This is a genomic window from Lacticaseibacillus zeae subsp. silagei (assembly GCF_030770335.1).
Taxonomy (GTDB): domain Bacteria; phylum Bacillota; class Bacilli; order Lactobacillales; family Lactobacillaceae; genus Lacticaseibacillus; species Lacticaseibacillus zeae.
Window position 1 is genome coordinate 2,564,704 of record NZ_CP132484.1, and the last position, 24,891, is coordinate 2,589,594.

15 protein-coding genes, 2 tRNA genes and 2 rRNA genes are annotated in these 24,891 nt (G+C 49.3%); 3 read left to right on the forward strand and 16 right to left on the reverse strand.

Going from position 1 to position 24,891, the window contains the following annotated elements:
* Nucleotides 1-182: 182 nt before the first annotated feature.
* The 7 genes from LACZS1_RS11930 to hslO all read right to left on the reverse strand — a co-directional run bounded on the left by LACZS1_RS11930 (nucleotide 183) and on the right by hslO (nucleotide 9,115).
* A 23S ribosomal RNA gene (locus LACZS1_RS11930) occupies nucleotides 183-3,100 on the reverse strand.
* Between the two features lie 161 nt (nucleotides 3,101-3,261).
* Nucleotides 3,262-3,334 (reverse strand) — tRNA-Ala (locus LACZS1_RS11935).
* Between the two features lie 34 nt (nucleotides 3,335-3,368).
* Nucleotides 3,369-3,442: transfer RNA gene (locus tag LACZS1_RS11940), tRNA-Ile, on the reverse strand.
* Between the two features lie 90 nt (nucleotides 3,443-3,532).
* Nucleotides 3,533-5,102, reverse strand: a 16S ribosomal RNA gene (locus LACZS1_RS11945).
* Together the 16S and 23S rRNA genes with 2 tRNA genes alongside form the textbook arrangement of a ribosomal RNA operon.
* A 416-nt stretch (nucleotides 5,103-5,518) precedes the next feature.
* On the reverse strand, nucleotides 5,519-7,018 hold the full coding sequence (gene lysS / locus LACZS1_RS11950) for a lysine--tRNA ligase (RefSeq protein WP_172493483.1): 1,500 nt from the start codon (nucleotides 7,016-7,018) through the stop codon (nucleotides 5,519-5,521).
* A 148-nt stretch (nucleotides 7,019-7,166) separates the two neighbouring features.
* Entirely contained in the window at nucleotides 7,167-8,168 is a 1,002-nt protein-coding gene (gene dusB, locus LACZS1_RS11955; RefSeq protein ID WP_010491304.1) for a tRNA dihydrouridine synthase DusB, read from the reverse strand.
* Between the two features lie 62 nt (nucleotides 8,169-8,230).
* Complete coding sequence (gene hslO, locus LACZS1_RS11960; protein WP_047107163.1) at nucleotides 8,231-9,115, reverse strand: Hsp33 family molecular chaperone HslO; 885 nt, start codon at nucleotides 9,113-9,115, stop codon at nucleotides 8,231-8,233.
* 269 nt (nucleotides 9,116-9,384) lie between these two features.
* Between hslO and LACZS1_RS11965 the strand changes: the two genes are divergently transcribed.
* Entirely contained in the window at nucleotides 9,385-10,038 is a 654-nt protein-coding gene (locus tag LACZS1_RS11965) for an NADPH-dependent FMN reductase (RefSeq protein ID WP_070650646.1), read from the forward strand.
* Nucleotides 10,039-10,101: 63 nt separating this feature from the next.
* Here LACZS1_RS11965 and ftsH read toward each other — a convergent pair whose 3' ends face one another.
* From ftsH to pth, 9 genes are all read right to left on the reverse strand, one after another.
* Entirely contained in the window at nucleotides 10,102-12,249 is a 2,148-nt protein-coding gene (gene ftsH, locus LACZS1_RS11970) for an ATP-dependent zinc metalloprotease FtsH (protein WP_093997945.1), read from the reverse strand.
* A 61-nt stretch (nucleotides 12,250-12,310) separates the two neighbouring features.
* Nucleotides 12,311-12,856 carry a hypoxanthine phosphoribosyltransferase gene (hpt, locus tag LACZS1_RS11975; protein ID WP_047107160.1) on the reverse strand — a complete coding sequence of 182 codons (546 nt, stop codon included), beginning with the start codon at nucleotides 12,854-12,856 and terminating at the stop codon, nucleotides 12,311-12,313.
* Entirely contained in the window at nucleotides 12,856-14,163 is a 1,308-nt protein-coding gene (tilS, locus tag LACZS1_RS11980) for a tRNA lysidine(34) synthetase TilS (RefSeq protein WP_070650648.1), read from the reverse strand. The genes hpt and tilS overlap by 1 nt, the downstream gene beginning before the upstream one ends.
* Nucleotides 14,164-14,266: 103 nt before the next feature.
* Nucleotides 14,267-14,752, reverse strand: coding sequence for a S1 domain-containing RNA-binding protein (locus tag LACZS1_RS11985; protein ID WP_010491293.1), 486 nt, complete (start codon nucleotides 14,750-14,752; stop codon nucleotides 14,267-14,269).
* A 208-nt stretch (nucleotides 14,753-14,960) separates the two neighbouring features.
* Nucleotides 14,961-15,362 (reverse strand): FtsB family cell division protein, encoded by a 402-nt coding sequence (locus LACZS1_RS11990; RefSeq protein ID WP_010491291.1) that lies wholly within the window; start codon nucleotides 15,360-15,362, stop codon nucleotides 14,961-14,963.
* A 92-nt stretch (nucleotides 15,363-15,454) separates the two neighbouring features.
* Nucleotides 15,455-15,718, reverse strand: coding sequence for an RNA-binding S4 domain-containing protein (locus LACZS1_RS11995; protein ID WP_070650649.1), 264 nt, complete (start codon nucleotides 15,716-15,718; stop codon nucleotides 15,455-15,457).
* 4 nt (nucleotides 15,719-15,722) lie between these two features.
* Nucleotides 15,723-17,297 (reverse strand): putative polysaccharide biosynthesis protein, encoded by a 1,575-nt coding sequence (locus LACZS1_RS12000; protein WP_070650650.1) that lies wholly within the window; start codon nucleotides 17,295-17,297, stop codon nucleotides 15,723-15,725.
* Nucleotides 17,298-17,368: 71 nt separating this feature from the next.
* A complete protein-coding gene (gene mfd, locus LACZS1_RS12005; RefSeq protein ID WP_070650651.1) occupies nucleotides 17,369-20,896 on the reverse strand; it encodes a transcription-repair coupling factor in 3,528 nt (1,175 codons plus the stop codon).
* A gap of 73 nt (nucleotides 20,897-20,969) precedes the next feature.
* A complete protein-coding gene (gene pth, locus LACZS1_RS12010) occupies nucleotides 20,970-21,527 on the reverse strand; it encodes an aminoacyl-tRNA hydrolase (RefSeq protein ID WP_070650652.1) in 558 nt (185 codons plus the stop codon).
* A 475-nt stretch (nucleotides 21,528-22,002) separates the two neighbouring features.
* Between pth and LACZS1_RS12015 the strand changes: the two genes are divergently transcribed.
* Together LACZS1_RS12015 and LACZS1_RS12020 are read left to right on the forward strand one after the other, a co-directional pair.
* On the forward strand, nucleotides 22,003-23,010 hold the full coding sequence (locus LACZS1_RS12015) for an L-lactate dehydrogenase (RefSeq protein ID WP_003662706.1): 1,008 nt from the start codon (nucleotides 22,003-22,005) through the stop codon (nucleotides 23,008-23,010).
* Between the two features lie 306 nt (nucleotides 23,011-23,316).
* Nucleotides 23,317-24,687 (forward strand): L,D-transpeptidase family protein, encoded by a 1,371-nt coding sequence (locus LACZS1_RS12020; protein WP_070650653.1) that lies wholly within the window; start codon nucleotides 23,317-23,319, stop codon nucleotides 24,685-24,687.
* Nucleotides 24,688-24,891: the final 204 nt, after the last annotated feature.

Below are 24,891 nucleotides of genomic sequence, written 5' to 3' on the forward strand. Positions count from 1 at the left end.
CTCTCAAAACTGGCTATCATTGTTGGTTGTTTACTTTGCTGAGAATCGGCGTATTTCATCGAAACGCGTTCGCAGTCGCAGAAACCTCCACATAAGGACCCTGAGTCCATTGGCCAAAACCCGGCCAACGAACTCAGGCCCGCTTATGCTCCGGTTTCTAAGCGCTCCTGCTCACGCTCTACTTGGTTAAGTCCTCGACCGATTAGTACTGGTCCGCTCCATGCATCGCTGCACTTCCACTTCCAGCCTATCTACCTGATCATCTCTCAGGGGTCTTACTTCCATATAGGAATGGGAAATCTCATCTCGAGGGGGGCTTCACACTTAGATGCTTTCAGCGTTTATCCCTTCCGTTCATAGCTACCCAGCGATGCGCCTGGCGGCACAACTGGTACACCAGCGGAACGTCCATCCCGGTCCTCTCGTACTAAGGACAGCTCCTCTCAAATTTCCTGCGCCCGCGACGGATAGGGACCGAACTGTCTCACGACGTTCTGAACCCAGCTCGCGTACCGCTTTAATGGGCGAACAGCCCAACCCTTGGGACCGACTACAGCCCCAGGATGCGATGAGCCGACATCGAGGTGCCAAACCTCCCCGTCGATGTGGACTCTTGGGGGAGATAAGCCTGTTATCCCCAGGGTAGCTTTTATCCGTTGAGCGATGGCCCTTCCATACGGAACCACCGGATCACTAAGCCCGACTTTCGTCCCTGCTCGACTTGTCAGTCTCGCAGTCAAGCTCCCTTCTACCTTTACACTCTGCGAATGATTTCCAACCATTCTGAGGGAACCTTTGGGCGCCTCCGTTACATTTTAGGAGGCGACCGCCCCAGTCAAACTGCCTACCTGACACTGTCTCCCGCCACGATCAGTGGCGCGGGTTAGAGTGTTCATACAGCTAGGGTAGTATCCCACCAACGCCTCCATCGAAACTAGCGTTCCGATCTCTACGGCTCCTACCTATCCTGTACAAGCGGTACCAACACTCAATATCAAGCTACAGTAAAGCTCCATGGGGTCTTTCCGTCCTGTCGCGGGTAACCCGCATCTTCACGGGTACTATAATTTCACCGAGTCTCTCGTTGAGACAGTGCCCAAATCATTACGCCTTTCGTGCGGGTCGGAACTTACCCGACAAGGAATTTCGCTACCTTAGGACCGTTATAGTTACGGCCGCCGTTTACTGGGGCTTCAATTCTGGGCTTCGCTTGCGCTAACTCATCCTCTTAACCTTCCAGCACCGGGCAGGCGTCAGCCCCTATACATCATCTTTCGATTTAGCAGAGACCTGTGTTTTTGATAAACAGTTGTTTGGGCCTATTCACTGCGGCTGACCTTGCGGTCAGCACCCCTTCTTCCGAAGTTACGGGGTCATTTTGCCGAGTTCCTTAACGAGAGTTCGCTCGCTCACCTGAGGATACTCTCCTCGACTACCTGTGTCGGTCTGCGGTACGGGTAGTTTATTTCTCACTAGAAGCTTTTCTTGGCAGTGTGACATCAGGAACTTCGCTACTTTAATTTCGCTCCCCATCACCGCTTGTCCTTATGGTCGCAAGCATTTCACTCGCCACCAGACTTGCGGCTTGGACGCACTTTTCCAGCCGTGCGCTTTCCTTAGCCTCCTGCGTCCCTCCATCGCTTAAACAAAATAAACTAGTGCAGGAATCTCAACCTGCTTGTCATCGACTACGCCTTGCGGCCTCGCCTTAGATCCCGACTAACCCTGGGAGGACGAGCCTTCCCCAGGAAACCTTAGTCATACGGTGGATCAGATTCTCACTGATCTTTCGCTACTCATGCCGGCATTCTCACTTCTAAGCGCTCCAGCCGTCCTCACGATCGACCTTCAACGCCCTTAGAACGCTCTCCTACCGCGCACCCTTACGGGTGCACCCACAGTTTCGGTATTATGCTTAGCCCCGGTATATTTTCGGCGCAGTGCCACTCGACTAGTGAGCTATTACGCACTCTTTAAATGGTGGCTGCTTCTGAGCCAACATCCTAGTTGTCTGTGCAACGCCACATCCTTTTCCACTTAGCATAAATTTAGGGACCTTAACTGGTGATCTGGGCTGTTCCCCTTTCGACAATGGACCTTATCGCTCACTGTCTGACTCCCGGAGTAAGATCGATGGTATTCGGAGTTTATCTGAATTCAGTAACCCTTGATGGGCCCCTAGTTCAAACAGTGCTCTACCTCCATGATCCATCCTCCGAGGCTAACCCTAAAGCTATTTCGGAGAGAACCAGCTATCTCCAAGTTCGTTTGGAATTTCACCGCTACCCACAACTCATCCCAGCATTTTTCAACATACATGGGTTCGGTCCTCCAGTGTGTTTCACCACACCTTCAACCTGGTCATGGGTAGGTCACTTGGTTTCGGGTCTACATCTGCCTACTCATTCGCCCTGTTCAGACTCGCTTTCGCTCCGGCTCCGACTTTTCATCTTAACCTCGCAGGCAAACGTAACTCGCCGGTTCATTCTACAAAAGGCACGCCATTACCCCTTAACGGGCTTTGACTAATTGTAGGCACACGGTTTCAGGAACTGTTTCACTCCCCTTCCGGGGTGCTTTTCACCTTTCCCTCACGGTACTGGTTCACTATCGGTCACTAGGGAGTATTTAGCCTTGGGAGATGGTCCTCCCGGATTCCGACGGAATTTCACGTGTTCCGCCGTACTCAGGATCCTGGACGGAGGGTCCGCCGTTTCGTTTACAGGGCTTTCACCTTCTATGGCGCAGCTTTCCAGCTGACTTCGACTACGTCGAACTTTGGTAACTCCGATGTCCAGTCCTACAACCCCGAGAAGCAAGCTTCTCGGTTTGGGCTCTTCCCACTTCGCTCGCCGCTACTATGGGAATCGAGTTTTCTTTCTCTTCCTGCGGGTACTGAGATGTTTCAGTTCCCCGCGTCTGCCGCCGACAAGCTATGAATTCACTTGCAGGCAATACACTGATGTGTACTGGGTTCCCCCATTCGGAAATCTCCGGATCAAAGCTTACTTATAGCTCCCCGAAGCATATCGGTATTAGTTCCGTCCTTCATCGGCTCCTAGTGCCAAGGCATCCACCGTGCGCCCTTTGTAACTTAACCTGTACTGACTTGCGTCAGCGGTTATGCGATGCGAATTTCTATATTAGAAACTCATACAAATACGCTGTGTTCTCGGCAATTTAAAACATTTACAACAATGATATCCAGTTTTCAAAGAACAAAGTCGCCGACTTGCGTCGGTGAACTGGCCTGACGGCCAATGGAGGATAACGGGATCGAACCGATGACCTCCTGCTTGCAAAGCAGGCGCTCTCCCAGCTGAGCTAATCCCCCATAAGGGTTGTTCAATTAACAAGCGAACGCTTGATGGGCCTAGATGGACTTGAACCATCGACCTCACGCTTATCAAGCGTGCGCTCTAACCAACTGAGCTATAGGCCCGATAGGCGTAAAAAGAGAGGTCATCCTCTCAAAACTAAACAAAGTTTCGTGTGTGCAGGTTTCCGTCAGACTTAATGTCTGTTTCCTTAGAAAGGAGGTGATCCAGCCGCAGGTTCTCCTACGGCTACCTTGTTACGACTTCACCCTAATCATTTGTCCCACCTTAGACGGCTCGCTCCCTAAAAGGGTTACGCCACCGGCTTCGGGTGTTACAAACTCTCATGGTGTGACGGGCGGTGTGTACAAGGCCCGGGAACGTATTCACCGCGGCGTGCTGATCCGCGATTACTAGCGATTCCGACTTCGTGTAGGCGAGTTGCAGCCTACAGTCCGAACTGAGAATGGCTTTAAGAGATTAGCTTGACCTCGCGGTCTCGCAACTCGTTGTACCATCCATTGTAGCACGTGTGTAGCCCAGGTCATAAGGGGCATGATGATTTGACGTCATCCCCACCTTCCTCCGGTTTGTCACCGGCAGTCTTACTAGAGTGCCCAACTCAATGCTGGCAACTAGTCATAAGGGTTGCGCTCGTTGCGGGACTTAACCCAACATCTCACGACACGAGCTGACGACAACCATGCACCACCTGTCATTTTGCCCCCGAAGGGGAAACCTGATCTCTCAGGTAATCAAAAGATGTCAAGACCTGGTAAGGTTCTTCGCGTTGCTTCGAATTAAACCACATGCTCCACCGCTTGTGCGGGCCCCCGTCAATTCCTTTGAGTTTCAACCTTGCGGTCGTACTCCCCAGGCGGAATGCTTAATGCGTTAGCTGCGGCACTGAAGGGCGGAAACCCTCCAACACCTAGCATTCATCGTTTACGGCATGGACTACCAGGGTATCTAATCCTGTTCGCTACCCATGCTTTCGAGCCTCAGCGTCAGTTACAGACCAGACAGCCGCCTTCGCCACTGGTGTTCTTCCATATATCTACGCATTTCACCGCTACACATGGAGTTCCACTGTCCTCTTCTGCACTCAAGTTTCCCAGTTTCCGATGCGCTTCCTCGGTTAAGCCGAGGGCTTTCACATCAGACTTAAAAAACCGCCTGCGCTCGCTTTACGCCCAATAAATCCGGATAACGCTTGCCACCTACGTATTACCGCGGCTGCTGGCACGTAGTTAGCCGTGGCTTTCTGGTTGGATACCGTCACACCGACAACAGTTACTCTGCCGACCATTCTTCTCCAACAACAGAGTTTTACGACCCGAAAGCCTTCTTCACTCACGCGGCGTTGCTCCATCAGACTTGCGTCCATTGTGGAAGATTCCCTACTGCTGCCTCCCGTAGGAGTTTGGGCCGTGTCTCAGTCCCAATGTGGCCGATCAACCTCTCAGTTCGGCTACGTATCATGGCCTTGGTGAGCCGTTACCTCACCAACTAGCTAATACGCCGCGGGTCCATCCAAAAGCGATAGCTTACGCCATCTTTCAGCCAAGAACCATGCGGTTCTTGGATTTATGCGGTATTAGCATCTGTTTCCAAATGTTGTCCCCCACTTAAGGGCAGGTTACCCACGTGTTACTCACCCGTCCGCCACTCGTTTTAAGTTGAATCACGATGCAAGCACCGTTCATCGACCAAAACTCGTTCGACTTGCATGTATTAGGCACGCCGCCAGCGTTCATCCTGAGCCAGGATCAAACTCTCATATAAATATGAGCTGTTCGAATAGCTCGATTTGTTGTTCTAGCGAATTGACTTCGCAAATGTTACTTTTTGCCTCGATACCGAAGTATCAAGGACCCTGCACATTTAAACGAAACTTTGTTCAGTTTTCAAAGGACGACCTTGTCAAAAGACAACTTTGATATATTATCACAGGCAAGCAATACCTGTCAATAACTTTTTCTGATGTTTTGAAGCACATCAGCGTTGCTCATTTACGACGCTTATTATCATACCAACGGTTTACGCCATCGTCAACAACTTTTTTAAATAAAAATGCCTTCCGGATATTACATGTTCCATTAATCATTTTCATTCGTGAATAAGCCCATAATAGACTTTCTCATGGCGCAATCTTTCGGAAAACAAAAAGTGCCGCCAAAATGGCGACACATAAGTTTAGGTTATGGGCGCAACGTCGGGAACAAAAGGACATCGCGAATTGAAGGCGCATCTGTCAACAGCATGACAAGACGATCGATTCCGATGCCTAAGCCACCGGTTGGCGGCATGCCGTATTCCAATGCTTCAACATAATCATCATCAATGCCTTGCGCTTCCTCATTGCCTGCGCTCTTTTCTGCGGCCTGGGCTTCAAAACGCTTGCGCTGATCAATTGGATCGTTTAATTCAGTGAAGGCATTGGCGTATTCCCCACCGCCAACGAAAAGTTCGAATCGCTCGACAAAACGGGGATCCTTAGGGTTTTTCTTTGCGAGAGGGGACACTTCGATTGGGTGCCCGGTAATGAAAGTCGGCTGAATCAGCGTTGATTCAACGAACTGGTCAAAGAAGGCACTGATAATGTGACCGACCTTCCAATAAGGTTCGTAATGGACATCATGTTCGTCTGCCAACTTGCGCGCATCATCAACGCTCATTTGAGGCCAAAAGTCCACGCCGGTTTTGTCTTTAATGGCGTCGACCATGTTAATGCGGGCAAACGGCGCATCCAAATCGATATCCATGCCTTGATAGGTTAATTTGCCCGAATCAAGAACCTTGTGGGCAGCAAAACGGAAAATGCCCTCGGTTTCAGTCATAACATCGGTCAGATCCCAGTAGGCTGCGTAGGTTTCAAGCTCGGTGAATTCCGGATTATGTTTGGTATCAATGCCTTCATTACGGAATACCCGGCCGATTTCGTAAACTCGTTCCATACCGCCGACAATAAGGCGTTTCAGATGCAGTTCAAGGGCAATTCGTAGATAAAGATCGATATCCAGTGCATTATGATGCGTGATGAACGGACGAGCATTGGCGCCACCGGCTTGGTTATGCAACACCGGCGTCTCAACTTCAAGGAAACCATGGTTATCTAGATATTCACGAACAGCACTCACAATCTTTGTGCGCTTAACAAACCGGTCAAAGCTGTCAGGGTTGGAAATAAGGTCCAAATAACGTTTGCGGTATTTCTGCTCAACGTCCGTCAAGCCGTGCCACTTGTCCGGTAATGGGCGTAATGCTTTAGCCAAATGGGTAACGTGGTTGGCTTTGACCGTCAGCTCGCCCGAGTCGGTTTTCATGACTTCGCCACTGATGCCAAGAATATCGCCAAGATCGGCCTTCTTGAAAATCATATAGTTCTCATCGCCGACAACATCTTTACGAACGTAGATCTGCATTTTGCCACTACGATCACGGATATCTGCAAATCCGACTTTTCCTTTGCCACGTTTGGACATCATGCGTCCGGCGATCGTGACTTTCGGTTTTTCCTCAAGTAATGTCTCTTTGTCGTCTTCACCGAAATCTTCGCGCACTTGCGCTGCCGAGTGGGTTCGATCAAACCGATGACCGAATGGATCGATCCCTGCCTCACGCAAGGCTTCCATCTTTTCCCGCCGTGCAATCATCTGATCGTTCATTTCTGGTTGCTGTCCGTTTTCCTTAGCCAACACATGTTCCTCCGTTCCAATTTATAGCACTCTTTGATGATGACAATTTTACTGCGAAAAAGCAACCTTCTACGCATTAAAAGACGCTCTCAATGATTGATTGGCCAACAAATCATCGCAGAACGTCTTTTTCGTCTAAAGCTCTAGTAAGTTAATGACTGCGCTGACGCTCGCGGGCGCGCGCTTCGGTCTGCTCAACAAAATCGTCAAAAATATGATTTACTTCAGCCTGCGTATCAACCATGTTAACAGCAGCCTTGGTCTTCGCCGAACGCGGAATACCTTTCAAGTAGTAGGCAGCTTGCATTCGAAATTCACGCACAGCCTGATGTTCACCGTGTAAGTCAACCAGCCGTTGCAACTGCAACTTGGCGGTCGCGATTTTCTCTCGAGGCGTTGGTTCCGGAATTAACTCGCCGTCATCCAGATATGCTGCCATCTGTTTCAAGACCCACGGATTCCCTAACGCCGCGCGGCCGACCATCACTGCGTCGGCGCCAACTTCTTCAAGCATACGTTTGGCGTCTTGCGGTGTCCGCACATCGCCATTGCCGATGAATGGAATCGTCAGATGTTGTTTGACTTCTTTTAAAATATTCCAATCCGCATGTCCAGAATAAAGCTGTTTACGCGTACGCCCATGCATCGCCAATGCCGCTGCACCACCGCGCTCAGCAGCCAACGCATTTTGAACCGCATAAATGTGGTCTTCATCCCAGCCGGTTCGCATTTTGACGGTGACCGGTTTGGAAACGGCGTCAGTGACTGCCGCCACCATTTCATAAACTTTTTCTGGATCCAGTAACCAATGGGCACCTGCGTCAGTTTTAGTGACTTTTGGAACCGGGCAACCCATATTAATGTCAATAATATCAGCCGCGGTATTTTGGTCGATAAATTTTGCCGCATTGACTAACGTTTCTTTGGTGCCGCCAAAAATCTGAATCGAAATTGGATGTTCCCGTGGATCCACAAACATCATACTCAACGTTTTCTTATTTTTGTACATAATTCCACGGTCACTGATCATTTCGCACACAACCAGACCCGCACCGAATTCTTTGGCGGTTACCCGAAAGGCTGCATTGGTAACCCCGGCCATCGGGGCAACAACAAGTCGATTGGGAATTTCAACATTGGCAATATGCCACATACAAGCCACCTCTTTCTTGCTTTCGCGATGCTAACTTTACTTAAAATAAGCAAAAATCGCAACTATTCATGTCGGGCGATTAACGCTTTAAGATCCGCAACGCTGTAATGATACTGATTACCACAAAACTTGCAGGTCGTCTCCGCGCCGCCATCTTCATCAATCATTTCCTGTAATTGTTCATGCGGCAAGGTTGCCATGATATCGCCAAAATGGGCTTTGGAACAATTACATGCAAACCGCAGTGACTGGGTATCCAGGAATTGCACCGGTGCATCCCCAGCGATACGTTGAATAATTTGCTCCGGTGTCAGGCCGCTTTTTAAGAGTTCTGATACAAGCGGCAATGTTTTGACGTTGGCTTCCAGTGCGGCTAGTTCTGCGTCATCGGCGCCTGGCAATGCCTGCAACATGAAGCCGCCAGCGACCTGAACCGAGTTGTCGGCGTTGACGAAAACCGATAATCCTACTGCAGCAGGAATTTGTTCGGATTTTGCCAGATAATACGTGAAGTCCTCGGCTAATTCGCCTGATACCAGCGGCACTTGGCCGGTAAATGGTTCACCAATCCCGATATCTTTGGTGACCGCAAGCATGCCATGTTTACCGACAGCACGGGCGACATCGATTTTTCCGACAAGGTTGAGCGGCAAATTGACGTGGGGCTCTTGCACATAGCCGCGAACCGTGCCGATCTCTGTGCCATCGGTGATGATAGAACCAACCGGGCCATCTCCCTTAATGCGCACCGTCAGCATGTCATCACGGTTTTTTAATCCGGAAGCGGACAATAACGCCGTTGCGACCAAGGTCCGCCCCAATGCCGCCGACGCCGCACTCCAAGTATCATGACGGCGTTGCGCCTCGCGTACTGTCTCCGTCGCATCGACAGCGAAAATTCGAAAATGGGTATCACGCGACAATGCGCTCGCGATATAGTCACTCATGTTGGATCCTCTTTTCTGAAAGTTAAACGTGGCTATTCTACCAAAATTGTGCGCTATTGAAAAGTCAGTGTACTCATTAGCCTGCCCGATTGAAGCCCAACGGCACCATTTAAGTCAAAGTAGGTTTCGGGTTTACACGTTTTTCCCCATTGGCGATGCCTATGCGCACTATGTCAATCTTCATCACGAAAATTGCGCCGAATGCCTTCTCGATTTCGAAAAACGCGTAAAATAAAATTATTAATTAACCTTGAAAGGACTTGGTATTTTTGATCAGTCATATCGGCGTTATCCTAGGTACAACCCGAAAAAATGCGCTAGGTGCCCGCATTTTCAATTATTTAAAACAAACATTTCCCGACACATCAGAGGTTCATTACACGTGGCTTGATCTCCGGGATTATCCGTTACCGCTTTATGACCACCCCGAAACACCACTTGAAGATCCGATTCAAGCGCCAACGGCAACTGAGACAAAATGGTTAACCGCGGTTGCCAACCAGGATGGTTACGTGATATTAACACCAGAATACGATCACGCGCTACCCGGCGGTTTGAAAAATGCCTTGGATCTAATCGGTCCGGAAGTTGAGCATAAACCTGTTCAAATCATTGGGTATTCGCATTTTTCTGATGGCGGGATGCTGGCAGCAGCCAGTTTAGTGCCGATTTTACAAATGCTGAAAATGATCGTCCTCCCTACCCCGACGTTACTTTGGTCGGCCGATCCTTGTTTTGACGAAAACGGGCAGATCAATTCCGCTGCCGAGAACAGCCAGCATTTTGCTCGACGCTTGCACGAGACGATGCATGATATTGGCTTTTACACACGCTTACTTAAGGAACATCCGTACCAACCACTAGGTAACGATTCATCAGCTAACCAAACACCTCAGCGCCAAAGTGAATCAAAGCATAGCTGACTACCGGAATTTGTCCTAATGGTGCGTAACAAAAAAACACCGCCAAATTGGCAGTGTTTTTTGTTACGCTTGCGGATCCTGATGTTCATTGTTGTCTGAAGAACCGCTGTCAGCCGACGTATCGTCTGGCTTTTCGACACCGCCTGTATCATCATCCTGGCTGGCCTGATCTTGGCTGGCCTGGGAATCAGATTCGGACTTAGCATTGGCTTCTTCATCCGCTTGCTTTTCTTTATCTTTGTGCTCAAGCGCTGCTTTGGATTCTTCGAAAGTAGCGGCCTTTTCGCTTGGGAATTCGACTTGATCGCGTTCTGGCATCTTGCCATCGTTGAACAAGCTGAGGATTTCCTTTTCGTTTAAGGTTTCGTACTTGAGTAAAGCTTCAGCAATCAGCTTATGCTGCTGACGGTGGGCCTGAATAATCTCGTAAGCCTGCTTATGAGCTTCGTCAATGATCCGCCGCACTTCATCATCAATCGCCGTCGCGGTGGTTTCAGAATACGGTGGTGTCTGACCATACTGAGCACCAAGGAATGGCTGGCCCTCGGTTTCGAGTTGAACCGTTCCCAGGCGATCGGACATCCCGTACTGAGTGACCATGCTCCGGGCAATTTGGGTTGCCTGTTCGAAGTCATTGGACGCCCCGGTGGATTCAACCCCGAAGATAATTTCTTCGGCGGTCCGGCCACCAAGCAAGCCGACAATCTGTTCGGTCAATTCTTTCTTGGTCAGCAAGAATTGATCATCTTTTGGCAGCATAATCGCATATCCGCCAGCACGGCCACGCGGAATAATCGTGACCTTACGCACAGTTCGCGAGTCGCTTAAGACCAGACCGACAATCGCGTGTCCGGCTTCGTGGAAGGCCACCATGTTGCGTTCTTTTGGACTGATGACCCGGTCTTTCTTCGCTGGGCCGGCAATGACCCGATCTTCCGCTTCATCCACATCGGCAGCATCAATGGCTTTCTTGCTTCGTCTTGCAGCAACCAAGGCCGCTTCATTCAGCAGGTTTTCCAAATCAGCGCCGACAAAACCAGGCGTCTGCCGCGCAATTTCTTTAAGGTCAACATTCGGTGCAAGCGGCTTGTTCTTCGCGTGCACTTTCAAAATTGCTTCACGGCCTTTAACATCCGGACGGCCAACCAGAATCTTCCGGTCAAATCGGCCTGGACGCAGCAACGCCGGATCCAAGACGTCGGAACGGTTGGTTGCGGCAATGACAATCACGCCTTCATTACCGGTAAACCCGTCCATTTCAACCAGCAACTGGTTCAATGTCTGCTCACGTTCGTCATGGCCGCCGCCCATTCCGGCACCACGCTGACGACCAACCGCATCAATTTCATCGATGAAGATGATCGAAGGCGCTGCTTTCTTGGCTTGGTCAAAAAGATCACGAACACGGGAAGCCCCGACACCCACGAACATTTCAACGAAGTCAGAACCGGAAATCGAGAAGAACGGTACACCGGCTTCACCGGCAACCGCCTTGGCTAGCAAGGTTTTACCAGTACCAGGAGGACCCTCAAGCAGCACACCGGCTGGGATGCGGGCACCCAATGCCGAGAACTTCCGCGGATCTTTCAGGAACTCAACCACTTCAACCAGTTCCTGTTTCTCTTCTTCAGCACCGGCAACATCGGAAAACCGCACTTTGTTGGCATTTTTATCTGCCTGCTTAGCACGTGACTTGCCGAAACTCATGACCCGACCAGAGCCACCGCCTTGACCGGCCTGATTCATCATCATGTAGAAGAAGATCATCATGATGACAATCGGCACAACCGTGATCAGTAGGCTAAACCAGACCCCGGACTGTGATTCTTCCTGGGTATCCGTTTTAACATTGTTAGCACTGGTCATCTTCTGAATCTGACTCAAAGTCGCGTCGTTCGTCGGAATATAGGTAGAGAACTTCGTCACCTTGGTCGTCTGATTGCCAAATAAACTCAGTGAATTATTCGCACCGGAAGACTTCTGGGCCTTCTTATATTCACCGCTGACTTTGTAAACACCGCCAGATGGCTGGAGCGAATAACTCTTGACATTGTCCTTCTTTAATTCGGACATGAAGGTGCTTGTTTCAATTTCTTGGGACGATGTTGTCCCATTATCGCGCATATAATACGCAAAACCGGTGACCAGCAGCACAAAAATGATGATATACGTTAGTGTGCTACTGAACAGGCCGTTTTGTTTTTTCTTCATTTAGAACCTCCGGCAACATTCAATTAGTACCTTATATACTACCACAAACCCGGCGCACAGATTAAGATTTTGCCGCGTAGACTTCTGGTTTTAATACCCCAATATAAGGCAAATTACGATAACGTTCTGCGTAATCCAAACCATAACCGACCACAAACTCGTTAGGCACGGTGGTTCCCACGTAATCTGCCTGAACATCGACCACGCGTCCCTCCGGCTTGTCCATCAAGGCGCAAATCCGCACAGACTTCGCTTGACGGGTTTTAAAGATATCGGTTAAGTATTTCAGGGTTCGACCGGTATCGACAATATCTTCTACGATCAAAACGTTCCGATCCTTCACACTTGCGTCAAGATCCTTGATAATCTTGACTTCGCCGCTAGATTCGGTCGCGTCACCATAGCTAGACACATCCATAAAGTCAAGTTCCATATAGTCATCAATCTCACGGACAAGATCAGTCATGAACATAATGGCACCTTTTAAGATGCACACCACTAAGGGATTCTTCCCTGCGTAATCGCGCTTAAGTTCAGCGCCGAGCCGCGCCGTGATGGCATGGATGTCGTCTTGAGAGTACAACACCTTTAAAATATCGGGGTTCATCATCTATCCTCACTTCTGTCAACATCTGGCGAGTGCACCAGTACAACATGGAGTATATCAGTTTGAGCGGGGGGCGACAATCGTTCTAAAGGCTGACCTTCAATCCAAAAAACCTGATGGTCCTGCGCCAATAAAAGTAATTGATCACGTTGACTTGCCGGCACTTTTTCATTAATAAAAAAACGCCGCAATTTCTGGATCACCCCATTTGGCAGCCGAACTTGATCACCGGCTTGACGGGTACGCAATGTCACCGGCAACTGTACCCGTACCGGGACGCCGTCATCCCGCGATGCTTCTGCCTGCAAGCTAAACGTTCCTCGCAGGGTTTTTACAGTTTGGCCGATGTGCGTAAACGTCACCGGGGTCATTGCCGGTTGTAAAACCAGCTCCCTGATACGGCCGTTCTGAACGGCAATGGTGACACCGGCGCCAAGGTCAAAGTGGTGTTCACTTTGAGCAAACAAATGGTGCATAACCTCTGGCAGTATTTTTTCGTCAACTTCCGGTTGCCACTGCCGCAACATCTTTTTTAAAAGCACAAGCTGTGCCGCTTTTGGCACACGCGTCGCTGCTTGCCAGTCAATCGTCACCGGATCCACTTGCAACCGCTGCTGCCATCGACTGACTTCAGCATCTGCCAGTGCCAACATCCCTGCTTGCTCCACCGTAAATCGCTGTATATGCGCCAACAACTGCGGATTTTGCTTTTTATAAGCGGGAATGACTTCATGGCGCAACTGGTTGCGGGCATAACGCGTATCGTTATTTGAGACATCATCACGAAAGTCAATGTCGTGCGCCTGTGCATACGCCTGAATCGCAGCCTTACTATAGCCTAACAAGGGACGAACCAGCCGTTTTCCGTGCCATGGCTGATCCGCCCGAATACCAACCAACGCGGCCGGATCACCGGAACGTCCCAGCCGAAATAAGACTGTCTCTAGTTGGTCATCGACATGATGGGCAGTCATGACCACAGCTGCCTGTTGCGTCTCGGCACTTGCCGCCAAAAAATCATAGCGTGCCTGTCGTGCTGCCGCTTCGCTCACGGTATCCGTTGGCTTGCGGTGCCACACCCCGGTGACAACGGGAACATGATACTGCGCTGCAGCCGCCGCTACAAATGCCTGTTCCTGCTGACTTTCCGGCCGCAAGCGATGATCAAAAGTGGCCGCAACCACATCCAGATCCGGTGCCCGAACCGCCAGATCCAACAGCACCATCGAGTCAACGCCACCGGAAACGGCCACAAGCACCCGGGTATGCGGTGCAAAACCGAATGTTTGAAAAAGTTTCGGGCTCATAAGTCTCCTCCACGTTAACCTCGTTTCACGATTAAATCAGCTAATCAAGGCAATCCAAGAAAATAGGCCCAGAACAAATCATAATTTGTCCCAGACCCGATTTCTAACTGCGCCGACCGCCCCGGCCGCCGCGTTTGCCTTCGGTATTACGGCGAAGAACGCTTAACCGATCTTCGCTTTCTTTCAAATAACCAGACATCATCGCGTCAAAATCACCTTTGGCCGGTTGTTGCGCTTTATGACCAAAATGATTGCCGCCATTGCGAGCACCACCCTGGAACCGATTATTGCCCGGATGCGCTGACGGTGCGTGCCGACCCTCATGATGATTATTCTCATGTTCACGCTGTTGCGGCTTATCAACCGCTTTCCGGATAGACAGGCCAATCTTACCATCTTGGATCGAAAGAACTTTAACCGTCACCGGTTCGCCAACATGCAACACATCGTGAATATCTTTGACATAAGCATCAGAGACCTCGCTGATATGCACCAATCCGGTTTTGCCATCGCCCAACTCAACGAATGCACCGAATTTCGTGATCCCGGTGACCTTACCAGTCACTTTCGTACCAACTTCAACTGCCATAAAAAAAGAAGTCCTCCTAATTAAATGTGTCTATAAGTATAGCATGGGTAACAAGACACGCAAGCAGCGCGTGAACCCGTCACAATCAAAACTGTATGCCACTCGCGCACCCATCAAGCATACCACTCAATCACAAACCAACAAACTACCGAAACCTGCCAACATCCATTCGTCGACACAAAAGCTGCGCCAATCAGGGTCAAAAAGCTCATTGACTGACGTTCAGATTCGGAATCTTATTGGCTTTATCCGGCAAGTTAAAAATCACCTCACCGGGTTTTGAATACAGATATTTCTCCCGAATCAATTTGGCCGTGTAGTCATCATTGTGAAGCTGATCAACCTGGACTTTAAGTGCCGCTTTGTTGGCTTTCAGCTTGTTCAAATTGGCTTTGGCCTTTGTCACCGCATGATTGGTCTCACCTAATGTCATTTGGGTGCGAACCAAACTAAACCCGCCCAGCCCTAGAATTGCCACCATCAGAATCAGCAAATTCCGAATGCGTTTCATATGTACCGCGTGTGCCCGGGATTTGGGCGCACGCTGCTTTTTTGCTGTGTGCTCACGCGTATACGCATTATTTAATTGACTGATATTATTCTTCGCCATCTGATCGCACCCTCGTTTTCACCAGCTACGTGTTACGACTTCAGTAAATCAAGTATAACAAATCAAAGGGGCTACAGACCAACAAATCCGCATTAAAATGTTTCTTTATAATTTTCTTTCAGCACCGTGTACATGTCTGCCGCATCGTTTTTCTTGGTTGTTTCGACCAAATCATCGGCGCGCACCGTCAGTGTTTTGTTGCCAAAGTTAATGACCAGCGTGTCGCCTACACTGACGTCGGTACTGGATTTGGCAACTTTACCATTAATCGTGATGCGTCCTTTGTCGGCAATCTCTTTTGCCACAGTGCGTCGTTTGATGATTCGGGAAACTTTGAGAAACTTGTCTAACCGCATATCGTTACCTCGCTTTTATTTTTCGTACAAATTTTAAATACTTTTTACCGCCAGGCAGGTCAAGCACTTCGCGTAATGTTAAGAGTTTGAACCAGGTGCCTATCAGCAAGAAGACGATGACGCCAAGAATCACGCCCAATAAGGTGACGCCAAGCGCAACTAGCCGGGAACTCAACGGAATCCACCCCACTGCCAGGTAAACCGTCAACACCATGAGCCCCGTCACCACAAGCAATTTAGGCACAAACAGCCGCAGAGCGCTTCTGCCTTTGATCGTCTCAGGAACGGCATAATAAATCAAGCAAAGGATCACACCTAATGCAAGAATTGTCGCACCACTGGCGCCGGCCGTCCCAAACCGAGCAACCAGCGGCTGGTTAATTCCGGCCTTGATCAAAATACCGATCAGCAGCGCCACGCTAATACCCTTGTACCGATCTAGGCTCTGCAAGATGGCATTATAGGCATTGATCATGGCAACAACAGCGATCGCAATGGCATACAGTTGTAAAACAAACGCGCCGGCAGTATCGCCAAACAGCAGTAAATCAATTGCCGGCATCAAAACCGCCAGTCCGGAAGTCGCTGCAAGGGCAAAGGCCAAATTAAAATGCACCAATTCTGCACCCCGTTGAATAAACTGGCGGCGTTGCTGTAGCTGGCGTGCTTGCGTCAAACTAGGGAGTAACGTCGTGGATAACGAGGACGCCACCACAAGCCCTAACTGAACAAGAGGCTGGCCACGATCGTAGACCCCTTTTAAACTTTTGGCCGTTGCCATAGCGATACCGGAACTGGTCAAACCCTTTGTTACTGTGAAACTGTCAACCAATTGTAGCAAAATCAACAGTGCGGCATACAGTGTAATCGCGCCGCCTTCCCTGACGAAGCGACTAATCAGGTGGGCATATGCCTGCACGCCAGGAAAACGAAAGCGACGGTGTCCAAAAATCCGGTGATACGGCCGCCACAATGTCAGCACTGCTGCCAAGCCGCCAAAAAAGGCACCGCTCATGGCAATGGCACCCATCTGGTAGACGCTCCAATGATATTGGACGAACCACCACGCGGCCAATAAGATCACGCCAACCCGAACAATCTGCTCAACAACCTGACTCGTGGCTGTTTTCACCATATCGAACGTCCCTTGAAAATAACCGCGTCCCGTCGCCAAAACCGGCATCGTCAGGAACATAAACGCCACGATTTGGATTAACGGTAATAGTTCCGGATCAGCCATCGCGCGGGCAATTTCTTCACCAAAAAACTCAAGCCCCAAAAACAACGCCCATGAAACCCAGTTCAAAATCACATTGCTTTGATGAGCCACCGTTAATTTGGCTTCGTCACCGTCAGCTTCCGCAACAAGTTTGGAAATATAAACCGGAAATCCGGACAACGCAAACGTCATCCCTAACCCGTAGATAGGGTAGATTTGCTGATAAGCATAAAACCCCGTGTCGCCAACCATATTCTGAAATGGCACCCGGTAAACTGCGCTGAGGATCTTGGCAATCAGTGAGCTGAGGCTCAAGATCCACGCACCGCGCATTAAATACTTCATTTGTTGATTATGCATGGTGGTCTCCTGTTAACATGGTCACAGCTGACCGCTCGATTCGCGAAACCCGGCTGGCCAATCATGAGGCATTAAGCTGCCGGCTTTTTCTCCGGCTGGGGATTGACAACGTTGACCAATCCCTGCATAAAGGCTGTCAGTTGCGCCAACCAGGTCTCGGCCTGCATGGTTTTAGGAACTGTCAACGTCACGGTCAGCTTACCATCAGCAATCGCAACCTGAGCTTTAAGCGTCGTTGCAGCCAACGCCTTAAAAATCGGCTCGCCTTGCGCTTTAGTGGTGGCTTGCGGCGATAACACAACTGCGATTTTTTGATCCGTCTTTTGTACGCTATTGACCCAAGCCAAGTCGGCAAACCGTTTGAGGTGCGCGATCGCAAGCAAGTTAGTCACCGGTTGCGGATAATCACCGAAGCGATCAATCAAGTCTTCGCTGATTTCCGTTTCAGCTTCATCACTATCCGCTTCACGAATGCGCTTGTACAATTCGATTTTTTGCCGCGAATCAGCTACATAGTCGGTCGGCAAATAAGCTTCCAAGCCCAGATCGATTTCAGCATCGGTTTTCTGTGCCGTTTTAATCCCGCGCCGTTTATTCACCGCTTCTTGAAGCATCTGGGTGTACAGATCATAGCCAACCGAATCGATGAAGCCATGTTGCTGCTTGCCCAACAGATTACCGGCACCGCGAATCGACAGGTCACGCATCGCAATTTTGAAGCCACTGCCTAATTCCGTAAAATCTTTAATCGCCTGCAGTCGTTTTTCCGCCTCCTCATTAAGCACCTTCATCGGCTGATACATGAAGTAGGCATACGCTACCCGACTCGATCGGCCGATCCGTCCCCGCAGTTGATACAACTGAGATAGGCCGTAATGATCGGCATTTTCGATAATTAACGTATTTGCATTTGGCATATCAACGCCGGTTTCGATGATCGTCGTTGTGACCAGCACATCATAGGCACCGTGCAGAAAATCATAAATGACGTTTTCCAGCTGCGTTTCGGTCATCTGCCCATGCGCGTAGCCGATACTGGCATCTGGCACCAGCTCTTCCAACTGACTCACGGTGCGCTCCATATCTTCCACCCGATTATGCAGGTAAAAGACCTGGCCGCCGCGCTCCATTTCGCGTTCAATTGCCTCACGAATCACCCCGGGATTTTGCTCCATGACAAACGTCTGAATCGGGTAACGATTGGTCGGCGGTGTCTCGATGACACTCAGATCGCGCACGCCCAGCATCGACATATTCAAGGTACGCGGAATGGGAGTCGCCGTTAACGTTAAGACGTCCACATTGCTTTTCAGCTGCTTGATACGCTCCTTATGCTTAACACCAAAACGCTGCTCTTCATCGATGACCAGCAAACCAAGATCACGAAAAGCCACATCTTTTGACAACAGCCGGTGCGTGCCGACGACAATGTCAATCGTGCCATTTTTCAGGCCTTTGATGGTCTCTTTATTTTGATGCGGCGTCTGGAAACGGGACAGTAGCCCGACTTTAATCGGAAAATCGGCAAAGCGCTCTTTCATGGTGTCAAAATGTTGCTGCGCTAAAATCGTCGTGGGCACCAAAATGGCTACCTGTTTGCCATAATCAATCGCTTTAAATGCCGCCCGCAACGCAACTTCGGTTTTACCAAAGCCGACATCACCCACGAGTAAGCGATCCATTGGCTTCGGTTTTTCCATGTCGCGTTTGATTTCTTTGGCCGATCGCAACTGATCCGGGGTCTCCGGATAAGGAAACTCGTCTTCAAATTTCTGCTGCAAATCATCATCCGGCCCAAATGCATAGCCTTTTTCCGCTTCACGCTTGGCGTATAAATCAATCAACTCATCCGCAATGTCTTCAATGCGAGCCGCCACTTTGCGTTTGGTCTTCTGCCATTCGGTGCCGCCTAACTTATTGACGCTTGGCGCCTTGCCGTCAGCGGAGACATATTTTTGCACCAGATTCAGCTGATCAACCGGAATAAAGAGCTTGTCGTTATTCCGATAAACGATGGTGATGTAGTCGCGGTGAACCCCGTCGACTTCCATCGTTTCCATCCCGGTATACTGCCCAATCCCATGATTAACGTGCACCACATAATCGCCAGGCTTCAGCTCATTGTAGCTGCGTAACCGCTCCGTATTGGCCAATGTCTGGTGCCGTGCCCGCCGTCGCTGCCGTGCATTGAATAACTCGTGCTCAGTGACGACGACCAGTTTCATGTCCGGCAGCTCGAAGCCATTCTTCAAACTGCCTTCCGTCAATTGAACTTGACCCGGAAGCAAATGGTTGGGTTCGGTCAGAACATTGCTAATTTCAAAATCTTTCAACGTCCCGCTCAGCTTATCTAGCCGATTCTTGTCTGCGATCAGGAAAACCACGGTTTGTTTTTGCTTCACCCAGCGATCGGTTTCTGTTTTAAGCAATGGCATCTGACTAAAGAACTGTTGGACATTGCGACTCGGAACATTAGTCAGGCTATCCAGCCGCAATTGTCCCATTCCCTTTTGAAAAAGACTCAAATACAGTCGCGGATGCGGTTCGTGCTGGTTGAGTTCTTGAATTTTAGGATTCGGTGTCTTGGGCAGCAGTCGGCCTTCTGTTTGCAATTGCGCGTACCACTCTGCAGTTTCCTGAACTAAATGGGTATCGCTATCCAGTAACCTGCTGTAATCGTCAAAAGCAACGAGTGCATCCGATGTGAGGTAGTCAGTGATGCGCTGATGTTCCGGATAAAGTTCCGGTGCATACAGAGCCAGATTCTCCGGCCGCTCCAGTGCCTGCAACTGCTGGCCAGTGGTTAACAGTCCGTCGGTAATCGCTTGCTTGGTATCAGCATCTTTAACCTTGGCCTTGTAAGCCGTTGCCTGCTTGACAAGACGCTCACCAGTCGCACTCAGTACCTGATCTGATGCGATCATATCGGTCGCCGGTGAAATCACGATGCGCGTTAGCTTTTTCAAACTACGTTGCGTGGCAATGTCAAACGTACGAATCGAATCGATGGCCGTATCAAATAATTCAATGCGAATCGGATCATCCTGATTGAGTGGATAGGTATCAATAATACCACCGCGAATGGCAAATTGCCCCGGCGCGCTAACCAGTGAATCGCGGCGATACCCCATCGCAATCAGTTGCTTGGCAACATTTTGTGGCTCAAGCTCTGAATCCATATCGATGACCAGCTCACTAGCCGCCCAAACCGCTGGCGCCGGCAAAATACGCTTGTACCCAGCCAGGCTGGTCACAATAATGCCAGGCTTACCGCTTTGCAAGAAAGTTAGTGCATTAATCCGATCATTGCGGGTCTCCGGTGAGCTCACTGCAACTTCGGCAGCCAGCACGTCTTCAACCGGAAAATCATAAACCAGCGCATCGCCTAACAAACTGCTCAAGTCTGCCGCTAATTCGTCAGCGTGAAAACGATTATTCTCGACAATCAGAAGCTGTTGTTGACGTTGTTGCAAGAGCGCGCCAAAAAAGACCGTCTTGGCGGAACCCGAAAGCCCTGTCACCAAATGACGGCCGGTTTTGAGTTTAGGCCATAATGCCGACAGTTCTGGATCTGCCTGCACCATGTCGATCAAATTCATCGCTTCACCTACTTCTTTCTTCTACTAAGTTTACCTAATCAGCCGCGTGCGATCACGATCAAGCCACCGACTTTTAATTAAACTTATTCATCAGTTGCGGAAACGGCATGCCATTTAGCCAGTCTTCCAACGCATCATCTGCTCTGGTAATGGCCTCATCGATCGTTTGCTGATCGGCGTGGGAAAAGGGCGTGAGCACCCAGTCAACAACCCGCTGACGTTGAGGGTGTTGAATGCCGATTTTCAACCGGTAAAATTCGTCGCTGCCAGTCGCGCTGATAATATCCTTGATCCCATTATGGCCACCAGCTGAACCACGTTGCCGCAACCGCAATTTGCCTAGCGTCAGATCCATGTCATCATGAACCACCAGGATTTCGTCTAACCGAATTTGATAAAACATCATCAGTTCGCGTACGGCTCGCCCTGAAGCGTTCATATAAGTCTGGGGTTTCACCAAAAACACTTTTTCATCATGAATCCGCGTAGTCGCCGTGGCAGCATCAAATTCGAGCTTATCAAGTTTGAGTCCCAAACGTTTAGCCAATTCGTCAACGACCATAAAACCCATGTTGTGTTTGGTTCCTGCATATTTTCGTCCGGGATTACCCAGACCAACGATCATTTTCATTTTGTCTCCTTAAATTAAAGCTTTTCTCTCAACGGCTACCGGTTACGCGCGACTGGCACCTTTTTTGCAACACCAGCAAGCTACCGCCTTTTTTCACGCGCCAATTCTTGCGTAACCAAGCCAAGCAAAGGACACCAAACACTAACCAACATCACAAGGTTAAGTGCTTGGTGTCACTTCGCTATACGCCGTCATCCACATACTGGGACGTGAATTTCTATTAGTATGCAGTATAACACATCAGAACTGATTAACTGTGCACATTTCTTTTGTGAACTGTTAAGCTTTTGGCCCTCGTGAAAATCGATCATGCAAGCGTTTTCGTTCCTGAAAGCGAGCTTGTCGCAGGATTCACAATCCTTGCTATTGTAAGGCTGAGCGCGACTTTTTAACCATGGCAAAATTATGAAAAAGTCTGTCAATTTTGTTTCGGTGAATTGATAATGTGTTATACTCACAATGAAATGCAGTTTGCATGCACATAAGAAAGGATGATATCACCGTGGCAAGTATTACGGATAAGGATCACCAAAAAGTTATTCTCGTTGGTGACGGCGCCGTTGGTTCAAGTTATGCCTATGCAATGGTATTGCAAGGTATTGCACAAGAAATCGGGATCGTTGACATTTTTAAGGACAAGACGAAGGGTGACGCGATTGACTTAAGCAACGCGCTGCCATTCACCAGCCCAAAGAAGATTTATTCTGCTGAATACAGCGATGCCAAGGATGCTGATCTGGTTGTTATCACTGCTGGTGCTCCTCAGAAGCCAGGCGAAACCCGCTTGGATCTGGTTAACAAGAACTTGAAGATCTTGAAGTCCATTGTTGATCCGATTGTGGATTCCGGCTTTAACGGTATCTTCTTGGTTGCTGCCAACCCAGTTGATATCTTGACCTATGCAACTTGGAAACTTTCCGGCTTCCCGAAGAACCGGGTTGTTGGTTCAGGTACTTCATTGGATACCGCACGTTTCCGTCAGTCCATTGCTGAAATGGTTAACGTTGATGCACGTTCGGTCCACGCTTACATCATGGGTGAACATGGTGACACTGAATTCCCTGTATGGTCACACGCTAACATCGGTGGCGTTACCATTGCTGAATGGGTTAAAGCACATCCGGAAATCAAGGAAGACAAGCTTGTTAAGATGTTTGAAGACGTTCGTGACGCTGCTTACGAAATCATCAAACTCAAGGGCGCAACCTTCTATGGTATCGCAACTGCTTTGGCACGTATCTCCAAGGCTATCCTGAACGATGAAAATGCTGTTCTGCCACTGTCCGTTTACATGGATGGTCAATATGGCTTGAACGACATCTACATCGGTACCCCAGCTGTGATCAACCGCAATGGTATCCAGAACATTCTGGAAATCCCATTGACCGACCACGAAGAGGAATCCATGCAGAAATCTGCTTCACAATTGAAGAAGGTTCTGACTGATGCCTTCGCGAAGAACGACATCGAAACCCGTCAGTAATCATCATCATGACTGAGTCTAGAACAGCCGGGCAACTGCCCGGTTGTTCTTTTTTAATCTCGAAAAACAATTAAGAACTTTTGGGGATTCCTTTCACTTGGCAGCAACGTAAAAGTATAATGTTTTTTTTAAGTTCCCAGATGCCGCTTCATTAAAGGGCGGTGCCCCCACAATGCCTGTAGCTGAACGAGGCGTGCCGCTTTTAATTCTTGGCTTGTTACCTTATAATAAGCAGAAACAATGTCATTTTTTGAGGAAGTGCTTGCTACGAAACAGGAACACACAAGGAGCAGGAGGCAGCGATCAGTGAATAAGAATAAACGGTGGCTCCTCGTTGTCGGCGCGCTAGTCGTTCTTCTAGGCGGTTTTTATATCGTCCGGAGCATGCACTATCGCGATCATTTTTTACCTAACACGGAAATTCTGGGAATTGATGTGTCAGGTCAATCGGTTAATGCGGCCAATAAGAAGCTGGTACAACAGTTCAATGAGCGCCAATATACGTTTGTTGAAGGCAATAAAAAAGTCATGAAGGTCAAAGGCCGCGCCTTGGGGCTAAGCCAGGATTTCAAAAAGGGTCTCAATCAGGCACTGAATAAGCAAAATCCGTGGTTGTGGACCACTTCGATTTTTGCGGGTCAAAAAGCCCATGCTGATGAGGATCCTTCGATTAACAGTGTTGCCCTAAAACAGTTTGCGGACACCACTGCCAATAAACTGAACCAAGGACGCCAGGAACCGGTCAATGCCAAACTCGTTGCAGATGGCACCCAGTTCAAGATTCAAAAAGAAGTCAACGGTAATCAGATTGACGCCGATAAGCTCGCCAAGACGGTAACGACCGCCTTGGATAATCATCGGCAAACCGTTAATTTAACGGATACGTACAAAAAGCCGACCGTTAAGGCGTCTGACAGTAGTCTGCAAACGACAGAACGGGATATGAATAAGCTTGCCGGAACCAAAGTATCCTTGCAGATTCAGTCCAAGACCGTCACAGTTCCTCAAGCAACCGTGATGAGCTGGGTTACCAACGACAACGGCAAGGCAACAGTCTCCAGTCAGGCCATTACCAATTATGTCTCGACGCTATCACAGCAGTACAGCACCATTAATAAGACCCGTCAGTTTAACTCGCAACAGCAAGGGACAGTTTCGGTTCCCGCTGGCACGTATGGCTGGAGCATTAATGTCAGCGCCACTGCAGCGATGATTCTTGCCAGCGTAAAAGCCGGGCAAGATCTTAACAAAGAAATCATCCACAGCGGTTCTGGTTATGCGACTGACGGTGACATCGGCAATACCTACGTTGAAGTTTCAAAAGAGAAACAACACGAATGGTTCATTAAAGATGGCAAGGTCGTCATGGATTCCGATATCGTAACCGGTAAGCCGAGCCAGGAAACCCCATCCGGTGTCTTCTATGTTTGGTCGAAGCAACGTAATGCAACGTTGCGCGGTAAAAATGATGACGGCAGCTCCTATGCCAGCCCGGTTTCTTACTGGATGCCAATCGATTACACGGGTGTCGGTCTTCACGACAGCCCGTGGCAACCTAAATACGGTGGCGACTGGTACAAGGAACACGGCTCTCACGGCTGTGTCAACAACCCGCCTGATTTCATGGCGAAGTTATACGCCGCAGTTGATGAAGGAACGCCGGTTATCGTTTATTAAGATTTCTACTCTGTATCATCTTAGTCAGCAACAATTAACATCGGCTCATGCGACGCACCCGTCTGCTGAGCCGATTTTTTGTACCCAATTGTGAAGCAGCATCCGGCGGTGACTTTTTACTCGGAAAGACCGTTACACCGTCAAAAAACTATGGTATCATAGGACAAGATTAGAACATTTTAATAAAGTGTGCACCTTTGATGG

Coding starts and splice junctions, on each gene's coding strand:
- LACZS1_RS12015 (WP_003662706.1), top strand. CDS start 22,003: ATGCACATAAGAAAGGATGATATCACCGTGGCAAGTATTACGGATAAG.
- pth (WP_070650652.1), bottom strand. CDS start 21,527: ATGAAAATGATCGTTGGTCTGGGTAATCCCGGACGAAAATATGCAGGA.
- LACZS1_RS11995 (WP_070650649.1), bottom strand. CDS start 15,718: ATGCGGTTAGACAAGTTTCTCAAAGTTTCCCGAATCATCAAACGACGC.
- LACZS1_RS11985 (WP_010491293.1), bottom strand. CDS start 14,752: ATGGCAGTTGAAGTTGGTACGAAAGTGACTGGTAAGGTCACCGGGATC.
- hpt (WP_047107160.1), bottom strand. CDS start 12,856: ATGAACCCCGATATTTTAAAGGTGTTGTACTCTCAAGACGACATCCAT.
- ftsH (WP_093997945.1), bottom strand. CDS start 12,249: ATGAAGAAAAAACAAAACGGCCTGTTCAGTAGCACACTAACGTATATC.
- tilS (WP_070650648.1), bottom strand. CDS start 14,163: ATGAGCCCGAAACTTTTTCAAACATTCGGTTTTGCACCGCATACCCGG.
- mfd (WP_070650651.1), bottom strand. CDS start 20,896: ATGAATTTGATCGACATGGTGCAGGCAGATCCAGAACTGTCGGCATTA.
- LACZS1_RS11990 (WP_010491291.1), bottom strand. CDS start 15,362: ATGGCGAAGAATAATATCAGTCAATTAAATAATGCGTATACGCGTGAG.
- hslO (WP_047107163.1), bottom strand. CDS start 9,115: ATGAGTGACTATATCGCGAGCGCATTGTCGCGTGATACCCATTTTCGA.
- LACZS1_RS12000 (WP_070650650.1), bottom strand. CDS start 17,297: ATGCATAATCAACAAATGAAGTATTTAATGCGCGGTGCGTGGATCTTG.
- dusB (WP_010491304.1), bottom strand. CDS start 8,168: ATGTGGCATATTGCCAATGTTGAAATTCCCAATCGACTTGTTGTTGCC.